The sequence below is a fragment of the Microcystis flos-aquae FACHB-1344 genome (assembly GCF_014698375.1).
GTDB classification, from domain to species: domain Bacteria; phylum Cyanobacteriota; class Cyanobacteriia; order Cyanobacteriales; family Microcystaceae; genus Microcystis; species Microcystis aeruginosa.
Genome location: NZ_JACJSW010000030.1, coordinates 1 through 10,049, shown reverse-complemented (window position 1 = coordinate 10,049; position 10,049 = coordinate 1). Strand labels below are relative to the sequence as shown.

General features: G+C 43.7%; 11 protein-coding genes. 5 read left to right on the top strand and 6 right to left on the bottom strand.

Features of this window, described 5'->3' with window-relative positions:
- Positions 1-84 (bottom strand): helix-turn-helix domain-containing protein (locus H6G48_RS01830; protein ID WP_155120112.1); only part of this gene is annotated, 84 nt, incomplete at its 3' end.
- A gap of 317 nt (positions 85-401) precedes the next feature.
- Between H6G48_RS01830 and gyrA the strand changes: the two genes are divergently transcribed.
- A complete protein-coding gene (gyrA, locus tag H6G48_RS01825) occupies positions 402-2,954 on the top strand; it encodes a DNA gyrase subunit A (protein ID WP_190718505.1) in 2,553 nt (850 codons plus the stop codon).
- 138 nt (positions 2,955-3,092) lie between these two features.
- Here the strand turns inward: gyrA and H6G48_RS01820 are convergent, their stop codons facing one another.
- From H6G48_RS01820 to H6G48_RS01810, 3 genes are all read right to left on the bottom strand, one after another.
- A complete protein-coding gene (locus H6G48_RS01820; RefSeq protein ID WP_147074151.1) occupies positions 3,093-3,623 on the bottom strand; it encodes a ComEA family DNA-binding protein in 531 nt (176 codons plus the stop codon).
- Positions 3,623-4,018 (bottom strand): NINE protein, encoded by a 396-nt coding sequence (locus H6G48_RS01815; RefSeq protein WP_002759086.1) that lies wholly within the window; start codon positions 4,016-4,018, stop codon positions 3,623-3,625. The genes H6G48_RS01820 and H6G48_RS01815 overlap by 1 nt, the downstream gene beginning before the upstream one ends.
- Positions 4,019-4,094: 76 nt before the next feature.
- Positions 4,095-5,330, bottom strand: coding sequence for an RNA-guided endonuclease InsQ/TnpB family protein (locus tag H6G48_RS01810; protein ID WP_190718502.1), 1,236 nt, complete (start codon positions 5,328-5,330; stop codon positions 4,095-4,097).
- A gap of 142 nt (positions 5,331-5,472) precedes the next feature.
- Here H6G48_RS01810 and asnS point away from each other — a divergent pair, with 142 nt between their 5' ends.
- The 4 genes from asnS to H6G48_RS01790 all read left to right on the top strand — a co-directional run bounded on the left by asnS (position 5,473) and on the right by H6G48_RS01790 (position 9,097).
- Positions 5,473-6,837, top strand: coding sequence for an asparagine--tRNA ligase (gene asnS / locus H6G48_RS01805; protein WP_190718499.1), 1,365 nt, complete (start codon positions 5,473-5,475; stop codon positions 6,835-6,837).
- Positions 6,838-7,211: 374 nt separating this feature from the next.
- Complete coding sequence (locus H6G48_RS01800) at positions 7,212-8,399, top strand: RNA-guided endonuclease InsQ/TnpB family protein (protein WP_190718497.1); 1,188 nt, start codon at positions 7,212-7,214, stop codon at positions 8,397-8,399.
- A gap of 180 nt (positions 8,400-8,579) precedes the next feature.
- Positions 8,580-8,882: a hypothetical protein gene (locus tag H6G48_RS01795; protein ID WP_002759084.1), complete on the top strand. Its 303-nt coding sequence runs from the start codon at positions 8,580-8,582 to the stop codon at positions 8,880-8,882.
- A complete protein-coding gene (locus H6G48_RS01790; RefSeq protein ID WP_002735928.1) occupies positions 8,870-9,097 on the top strand; it encodes a hypothetical protein in 228 nt (75 codons plus the stop codon). The genes H6G48_RS01795 and H6G48_RS01790 overlap by 13 nt, the downstream gene beginning before the upstream one ends.
- A gap of 219 nt (positions 9,098-9,316) precedes the next feature.
- Here the strand turns inward: H6G48_RS01790 and H6G48_RS01785 are convergent, their stop codons facing one another.
- Complete coding sequence (locus H6G48_RS01785) at positions 9,317-9,553, bottom strand: DUF6887 family protein (protein ID WP_223210673.1); 237 nt, start codon at positions 9,551-9,553, stop codon at positions 9,317-9,319.
- Positions 9,550-9,834 (bottom strand): DUF6888 family protein, encoded by a 285-nt coding sequence (locus tag H6G48_RS27345; RefSeq protein ID WP_002759082.1) that lies wholly within the window; start codon positions 9,832-9,834, stop codon positions 9,550-9,552. The genes H6G48_RS01785 and H6G48_RS27345 overlap by 4 nt, the downstream gene beginning before the upstream one ends.
- Positions 9,835-10,049: the final 215 nt, after the last annotated feature.

Genomic DNA, 10,049 nt, shown 5'->3' with positions numbered 1-10,049 from the left:
TAATCTTACACAGCCCAATGTGCGCCGCAATAGCGACTCTTGTTCGGGTGTTGGGTAAAATCGAAACGAGTAGGCTTTTTCCATGTCTCACATTTTAGCATATATTTCGTAAACGATGCTCATATTTAACAGTAAAGCCGTCGTAGAACGACGGGGTTTCAGACCCAAAATTTTCGATGATGATGACGAGGATAGCAAACCATTAACCCGTCCATCCCAGCCAAGGTATCTGCGATCACTACTGACTTGGCACTGTTCTAAACCCCAAAAAAGAGAGATTTTATGGTAAAATAGTCCTACAAATGGGCATATTCTGCACATCAAAAGGGTAAAAACCCGATTTTTAGCGAATTTACTCACAAAAACGCTTTTTTTGCCTTGTTATTGGAGTTAAACCCCCTATGACCGCCGCCCAGGATCATATCGTCCCCACAGACTTAAGCAATGAAATGTCCCGTTCCTATCTAGAATACGCCATGAGCGTCATCGTTGGGCGCGCCTTGCCCGACGCTAGGGACGGACTGAAACCCGTACACCGGCGCATTCTTTATGCGATGTACGAACTAGGATTAACCCCCGATCGCCCCTTCCGGAAATGCGCTAGAGTCGTCGGGGAAGTATTAGGAAAATACCATCCCCACGGGGATACTGCTGTTTACGATGCTCTCGTCCGCATGGCCCAGGATTTCTCCATGCGCGATCCCCTGATTAACGGTCATGGTAACTTCGGATCGATCGATAACGATCCCCCGGCAGCCATGCGTTATACCGAGTGTCGTCTGCACACCCTGGCCACCAACGCCCTACTACAGGATATCGAGTCAGAAACCGTCGATTTCGCCGATAACTTCGATGGTTCCCAACAGGAACCCGTGGTTTTGCCCTCTAGAGTCCCGCAACTGCTAATTAATGGCTCATCGGGCATCGCCGTCGGTATGGCCACCAATATCCCCCCCCACAACCTGGCCGAGATTATCGATGGAACCGTTGCCCTCATCCATAACCCCGATCTCACCGATACGGAATTACAGCGTTATATCCCGGGGCCAGACTTTCCCACCGGGGGGCATATCCTTGGTAGAGACGGCATTCAGGAAGCTTACACCACCGGCCGCGGTTCCATTACCCTGCGGGGAGTCGCTACCATTGAAACTATCGAACAAAGGGGAAGACCCGATCGAGATGCTATTATCATCACCGAACTGCCCTATCAAACCAATAAAGCGGCATTAATCGAAAAAATCGCCGATTTGGTCAATGATCGCAAAATAGACGGTATTTCCGATGTGCGGGACGAAAGCGATCGCGACGGCATCCGGGTAGTGATCGAACTGAAACGAGATGCCTATCCTCGCGTCGTCCTCAACAATCTTTATAAACAAACGCCCCTCCAGTCGAATTTTGGGGCGAATATGTTGGCATTAGTCGATAACGAACCGAGATTACTGACCTTAAGGGAGTTTCTTCGGGTTTTCCTCGATTTTCGGGTAGAAGTGATCACCCGTCGTACCCGTTATGAACTCCGCAAGGCCGAGGAAAGGGATCATATCCTTCAGGGTTTACTAATTGCCCTCGCTAGTCTCGATGCAGTCATTGCCCTGATTCGCAGTGCTGCCGACACAGCTAGTGCAAAAGAGGGATTAGTGCAGAATTTTGGTCTTTCAGAGGTGCAAGCGGACGCAATCCTACAAATGCAGCTGCGACGGTTAACCGCCCTAGAATCGGAGAAAATTCAGCAAGAACACGGGGAATTACTGACAAAAATCGGCGATCTTCAGGATATTTTAGCCAGAAAAGAACGGATCGACAGCATTATCGAGGAAGAACTGCAACAGATCAAAACGATTCACGCTACCCCCCGTCGCACTCATATTGAACAACGGGAAGGAGAAATCGCCGAAACTGACCTGATTGCCAACGAACAGGCCTTAATTCTCGTCACCGAACAGGGTTACATCAAAAGAATGCCCGTTAATACCTTTGAGTCCCAAAATCGGGCGACAAGGGGCAAAGCTGGCGCAAAAATGAAAGAAGACGACGGCATCGATCACTTTATCACCTGCCGCGATCACGATAGCGTTCTCTTTTTCACCGATCGCGGGGTTGTCTATAGTCTCAATGCCTATCATATCCCCACCGGTTCCCGTACCGCTCGCGGCGTTCCCATCGTGCAACTGTTAGAGATTCCCAAAGGGGAGAAAATTACCTCGGTGGTGGCAGTCAGCGAGTTCAGCGAGGATAATTACCTGATTATGCTCACACAAAAGGGATTTATCAAGAAAACCGCCCTCGCTGCCTTTAGTAATATTCGATCGAACGGTTTAATCGCCATTTCTCTCGAAGACGGTGATCAACTACGTTGGGTTCGCTTGGCCAAAGAGGAAGACAGCGTCATTATCGGTTCTCGTCAGGGGATGGCAATTCATTTTAAGGCCGATAGTCAACAATTGCGCTCCTTGGGAAGGGCAACTAAAGGCGTAAAATCGATGAAATTGCGCTCAGGTGACGAATTAATTAGTATGGACATCCTGCCTAGTCAAATTGTCGCCCAAATCGCTGAATCTAACGAAGAAGAAACCGAGGACGAAAGCGAAGAAATTAACCCCGAAGTGGCTAATAATGGCCCCTGGGTGTTAGCGATTACCATGGCAGGACTAGGAAAACGGGTTCCCGTTACCCTCCTACGTCTGCAAAATCGGGCGGGATTAGGAGTCAGAGTGATTAAATTCCGCAAAAAGAACGATAAATTAGCGGCTCTGCACGTTGTTAACCCCCACGAGGAATTTATGATTATCACCGAACGGGGTATTATTATCCGTCAATCCGTCGATGCTATTACTCCCCAATCGCGATCGGCCGGAGGCATCCGGGTACAAAAACTCGATGAGGACGATGCGATCGCTGCGGTAGCCCTAGTTCCCCCTAATGATGGGGAGGAATCTGAAGAAAGTTAGATTTGCTGGGAAGTGGGGTGTGGGGTGTGGGGAAGTGGGGAAGTGGGGAAGTGGGGAGAATAAATAAAAATAATCTCCTGACTCCTATCTCCTATCTCCTATCTCCTATCTCCTGTCTCCTTTCCTGAGTATTTGGGATTAAAACTGAAAAAAGTGCATTAATTGGGAGATTTCCTGAGCGTCTAGGGATAAACGCCCTTTAAAATCCACAATATTCTTAAATAATCCCTGTTCTTCCCTGTTTTTAATAATGGCAGCTGCCAAATTATCGCTGATCAGGGGTAAGGTGGTTAACTGCTCGATCGAAGCGGTGTTAGGATTGATTTTAGGGGGTGCGAGGTGACTTTCCCGACTATAATAGGCAAATTCTAGAATCGGTTGCCAAGCTTTCAATCTAGCCACAGGAACACTCAAAGCAGCCGCTAGATCTTCGAGACAAAGCAATTCTACCCCCATACCCGACAATTCCACCAACATTCGCGCTTGATGGATGGATATCCCCGGCAATCGCAGCCAATCATCCACACCCGCTTGACTGACATTAATTTTAATGCCCAATTGCGCCGCCATAGCGATCTCATCGAGGGAACGAAAGCGATAATAGGGATCATTGCTAATTTTGGCTTTTAAAGGGTTAAAAGTGCGCCCTAACCAGTTTTGCGGTGTCATTATAGTAATTGTCGCCGTTTTTCTTCAAATTCGTACTCAGAAATTAATCCTTCTTGCCGGAGGCGCTCTAATTCCCTTAAAGCTGCCCCGATCGCCTCTACTTGTTTAGGCTCTAAACTGGGGACAGTGGCAGCAGCGGTGGCAGTGGGAAAATAGTTAGCCAAAAATTGGTTATCTTGGATTAAATACCACACTGCATCGATCGCGCAAGCTACCCGGGGAATCGGAGTTTGCCAAAGCAGAAGATAAATAATTCCCCAGAGAGGTTGACCGAGATAGAATTTATGAATACCGGCGATAGGAAAGGGTAAAGCGAGAATGCTGCCGATAAAAGCCAAAAAAATCGCTAATTTACGGCTTTTGGGCTTACTTAATAATTTTTCCACCAGAAGCATGAGACCTGTTCGAGATTGATTTTAGCCTGATCTGAACCTTCTATCGTGAACTACTCTCAAGATCGTTGAGAGCTTCCTATTTCACTGGGGATTGCCTCAAGACGGACTTACGCCCAGCTTTTGGTCTTATATCCCCTCTATAGGCAGTATCGCTAGTTCCTAACGACAATATCCGTAAGCTTTCATCTCGAATATTTATTGCCGCATTTATGTCACGATCATGGATTGTTTTGCAATGCACACAAGTCCATATTCTAACATCAAGGGATAAACTACCCACTTGATTTAGACAGACATGACAAGTTTTAGAACTAGGGAAAAACCTATCAACTTCGATATAAGTTTTTCCTTGCCATTCTGCCTTGTATTTGAGCATTGTACAAAACATTCCCCAACTACAATCACTAATAGCCTTAGCTAAATTATGATTGCGTACCATGGCTTTAACATTGAGATTTTCTACCGCAATAACTTGGTTTTCGTTAACTATCTTACGGGATAGCTTGTGCAGAAAATCCTCACGACATCTTGAGATTTTAGAGTGAACTTTAGCTACTTTACCTCTAGCTTTTTGACGGTTGTTACTGCCTTTCTTTTTACGCGATAACTTTTGTTGTTTCCTTTTTAGATTACGTTGATGTTTGGCTAAATGTCTAGGATTATCATATTTACTACCATTACTGGTAATAGCAAAATGATTCAGTCCTAAATCGATTCCTATCGCTTTTCCATCTATCCCCCCGCCTTCGTCACCCCCCTTATCAAGGGTAGATCCCCCCGCCTTCGGCACCCCCCTTATCAAGGGGGGCAGGGGGGATTGTCCGTCATCAACTAAAATAGAAGCGTAGTATTTACCGTCTGGGTTTTTTGAGATAGTAACGGTTTTAATTGTTCCTGCAAATTCCCGATGACGAACACAATAAACCAATCCAACTTTACCCGGTAATTTGAGGTAGTCACCTTCAAATTTAACCTTAGCTGGATAGCTAATTGATTGTTTACCATGTTTAGATTTGAATCTTGGTAATCTAGCTCGTTTCTCAAAGAAATTTTGATAAGCTTGGGATAAGTTCAAAGCAACAACCTGTAAGCACTGGGAATAAGCATCTGTCAACCACTCATATTCTTTTTTGAGACTAGGCAATAGTCCCTGAATATAGTTTCGTGTCAGTCCTTTTCCTGTGGTTTTATAGGTTTCTTGGCATAAATTCAGGGAATAATTCCAAAACCAACGACAACAGCCAAAGCTTTTTGCTAAGGCTATTTCTTGCTCGGTATTAGGCTTAAGTCTGAATTTGTACGCTTTGTACATAAGAGTTATCAAGAAACTATAACTATGATAACATGGTTTTCGAGAATTGTCTATATACAAAGTCAGCAGAAGTCCATAAAAGCGAGGGACTTTTGCTGACATTCAGTTAAAATACTCTTTGGTTCTAACATAGGGATAAGCGATGACTACCAGAATCAAGGAAATCTTTCAAACAGGACAACCGGATCAATCCGTCACCGTGCAGGGTTGGGTGAGAACAAAACGAGAATTAAAAGAATTTACTTTCCTGGAAGTTAATGATGGCTCATCCCTAGCCAACTTACAAGTTATCCTCGAACCGACTTTACCCGATTATGAAAATGTACTAAAAACAATTAGTACAGGAACAGCGATCGCTGTTTCGGGAAATTTGGTTCCTTCCCCGGGTAAAGGGCAAAATATCGAGTTAAAAGCTGCCGAAATCACCCTTTATGGTGACTGTCCTGCGGATTATCCCCTACAAAAAAAACGTCATTCCTTTGAATTCCTAAGAACTATTGCCCATCTGCGAGCAAGAACCAACACCCTAGGGGCAGTAATGCGGGTTAGAAACGCTTGCGCTACCGCTATACACACTTTTTTCCAAGAAAAGGGCTTTATTTGGGTACATACTCCCATTATTACCGCTAACGACTGCGAAGGTGCGGGGGAATTATTTACTGTCACCAGTTTAGACTTAAAAAAACCCGCCAATTTTGCCGAGGATTTCTTTGGTAAACGGGCCTATTTAACCGTCAGTGGACAATTACAAGCGGAAGTAATGGCCATGGCTTTATCTAATGTTTACACTTTTGGCCCGACTTTTCGCGCCGAAAATTCTAATACTTCCCGTCATCTGGCCGAGTTTTGGATGGTGGAACCGGAAATGGCTTTTTGTGACTTGGAAGGGGATCAGGATTTAGCGGAAGCTTTTCTGAAATATATCTTTAAATTCGTCCTAGAAAATTGTCCCGAAGATTTGCAGTTTTTTAACGAACGTATCGATAAAACGGTGTTAAGTACGGCCGAGAATATCGTTAATAGCGAGTTTGGCCGGATTACCTATAGCGAAGCGATCGAGTTATTAGAAAAAGCTGATCGTCAGTTCGAGTTTCCGGTAGAATGGGGCGTAGATCTACAGTCAGAACACGAACGTTATCTAGCGGAAGAACTATTTAAAAAACCCGTGATTGTCACCAATTATCCCAAGACAATCAAAGCTTTTTATATGCGTCTAGATGACAGTAATAAGACTGTTTCCGCTATGGATATTTTAGCACCCAAGATCGGCGAAATTATCGGCGGTTCCCAACGGGAAGAACGATTAGATGTATTAATCCAAAGAATGCAGGAACAGGGAATGAATCCCGATGATTTGTGGTGGTATTTAGAGCTGCGTCGCTACGGTTCTGTTCCCCACGCTGGTTTTGGTTTAGGATTCGAGCGTCTGGTACAATTCATGACGGGAATGACCAATATTCGCGATGTGATTCCTTTCCCCCGTACCCCTTTAAGTGCCGACTTTTAGAATGATGTCTAGGATCGACGGGAGAAAAGTTGTAATCCTTGAGCTTTTAGCGCTAATTTGCTTGGTCTTTGGAGACTTGTACAACTTTATTGTACAAGTCCAAGCTCTTGAACTCCCCAAAAACCCCAAAATCTCGATCGCTAGTTAGGGAGAGAAATATAAAGATTTATTAAATTGTAACTTTTGATACAGTTACGGGGGATAGTATGTGTGGTTGTATGGAGAATCGGTTATTATTACCTTTATCGAATCCGCTCAAAATACTACATCAAATGATAATTCATCGAAAATTTGGGTCTGAAACCCCGTCGTTCTACGACGGCTTTACCGTTAAATATTAGCGCATTTACACGATATATGCTAGAATGCGAGATATGGAAAAAGCCTATTCGTTTCGATTTTACCCCACACCCGAACAAGAGTCGCTATTGCGGCGCACTTTGGGCTGTGTAAGATTAGTTTACAACAAAGCTCTCCATGTCAGAACACAAGCATGGTACGAAAGACAAGAAAGAGTAGGCTACGCTCAAACTTCTTCAATGTTGACCGATTGGAAAAAACAAGAAGAATTAGACTTTTTAAACGAAGTTAGCTGTGTACCTTTACAACAAGGGTTAAGACATTTACAAACAGCTTTTACTAATTTCTTTGCTGGTCGGACTAAGTATCCTAACTTTAAGAAAAAACATCAAGGAGGAAGTGCCGAATTTACCAAATCTGCTTTTAAGTTCAAAGACAAACAAATCTATTTAGCTAAATGCACAGAACCTTTACCTATTCGATGGTCAAGAAAAATACCAGAAAGCTGTGAACCAAGCACAGTAACAGTCAGATTACATCCCTCAGGACGTTGGCATATTTCAATTAGATTTGATGACCCAACGATTAAGCCATTACCAGTAACAGATAAAGCCATTGGAATTGACTTAGGAATTAGTAGCCTTGTGATTACCAGCGATGGCGATAAAGTGTCTAATCCCAAGCATTTTAAAAAGCATTATCGGAGACTGCGAAAGGCCCAAAAAAGCCTTTCTAGAAAACAGAAATGCTCAAAAAATCGGGAAAAAGCAAGAATCAAAGTAGCCAGAATTCACGCTCAAATCACCGATAGCAGAAAAGACCATTTACATAAGCTAACCACTCAATTAGTTCGTGAAAACCAAACGATTGTGGTTGAGAATTTAGCCGTCAAGAATATGGTCAAAAACCCGAAATTATCTCAGGCAATATCTGATGTAAGCTGGGGAGAAATCACCCGACAATTAGCCTATAAATGCCGTTGGTACGGCAGAAATTACATCGAAATAGATAGATGGTTTCCTAGTTCTAAAAGATGTAGTAATTGTGGGCATATTGCTGAGAAAATGCCGTTAAATGTTCGACAGTGGGACTGTCCAGACTGTGGGACTCACCATGACCGAGATATTAACGCCAGTAAAAACATTTTGGCCGCAGGGCTTGCGGTGTCAGTCTGTAGAGCGACCATAAGACCAGAACAGAGTAAATCTGTTAAGGCAGGTGCGAAAAATCCTTCGGGAAAGAAGCAGAAACCCAAATCGTGAGGTTTGGGAATCGCCGTCCGTTTTACGGCGGTGAGGATGTCAACATGGGATAGTGAAGATTGGGAGCAATTTGACCAACTCATTGCCAATTGTCTTGTAGATATAGGAATTGAAGATTGAGCATCGGCAACACGACCATTATATTTATCACCGAAACGAGAATCCTATCCATGATTGGGAATGAAATTTGAAGTTGTTACCCCTTTGGGATTTACAGTTAGAACTTCAGAAGGTTATTGGCAGAGGCTAATGGGCAAACATCCTGACCTTGAGGAGTTGGAGGAATTAGTGACCCTTACCCTAGCTTCACCAGATGAAATTCGACGCAGTAGCCACGATGCTGGGGTGCTGCTATTTTATCGCCAGCGACAGGAAAAACGTTGGGTTGTGGCAGTGGCTCGGCGTTTGAATGGAGATGGGTTCTTGATTACTGCCTACCAAACCGATGGGATTAAAGAAGGGGAAATGCTATGGCTCAAGTAAAAGTTTTCTATGAACCGGAAACGGAATTACTGACTGTCTTCTGGCAGCAACCCAGAAAGGAGCAGATTTGTACTGAACTGGGGGATGGGGTGATTCTGATTAAGGATTCCACCAGTGGCGAGCCGATTGGCTTGGAAATTCTCTCCTATCGCCCTGGGGACAATCGCTTTGATGCAGTGAGTGTCGAATTGGGGCAGTTGAGTCCCGTCCGTTGATATTGGTCGTGATTCTGGTTGTCCTCTAACTTCCGAAATCATCTGGGCGTTGAGGATGGGTTTCATGGTGGATAGCTCGTCAGGGAGAGAAATGTAAAGATTTATAAATTGTAGCTTTTGATACAGTTGTGGGGGGTGTGTGCTGTGCTGTTATCCTCCTTCTGTCTTGGGTTGGGCTATTGCTTGACCTGACTGCGAGAGAGTGCGATCGCACTGTATCTAAGTTAACTCATTTTGCTGAAAATTATGACGGGAATCTTGACGCATTTGTTCAATAACTTCGGGATATTTTTCCAGATCTTCTAAGGAGTTTAAAGGTGGATAAACTACTCGATCTTTTCTTTCATTTAGCTTATCTACATAAGCATAAAAAGCCTCGTCATCCTCACGATGAGATAATACATAACTTTTTAATTCTTGAGATGTCATAGTTTTAAAATTAGGTTTTTGATTCATTTTATCCATTGTCCATTAGGTTTAATTTCAATCTCAATACCTTCACCAATTAACATGAAAATATTTTTAGTACGCTCATCCAATCTTATTAAGTTAATTGGTAAATAAAACCTTGTTGCCCAACAAGATAGGGTATAACATTGTAAGAGTTGTGCAAGTGTCGGAATATTTTTCCCTCCCAAAACCGAACGAATGACACTAATTATAACAAAATAGAGAATCTGCTTCAACAACTTCGAGACAGAGATGAACGCAAAGACGAATCCGACAGACCGCGCCACAATAACTCAAGGAAGAGGATAGTTCGTCTGAGAAGCAGTAAAACAGAGGAAAACACCTGAGACTCCCTGCTCTGTCAACCCCTAAGCTAGGGAGAGAAATATCTGGACTTCCCCCATACAGAAATACTAAAAAATTAACAAAACCCTTACTGCAGGTCGCTTCTCAGAAAAAATTGAAAAGACGCTACTGGGTACATTTTCCCTTTGAAAATGGC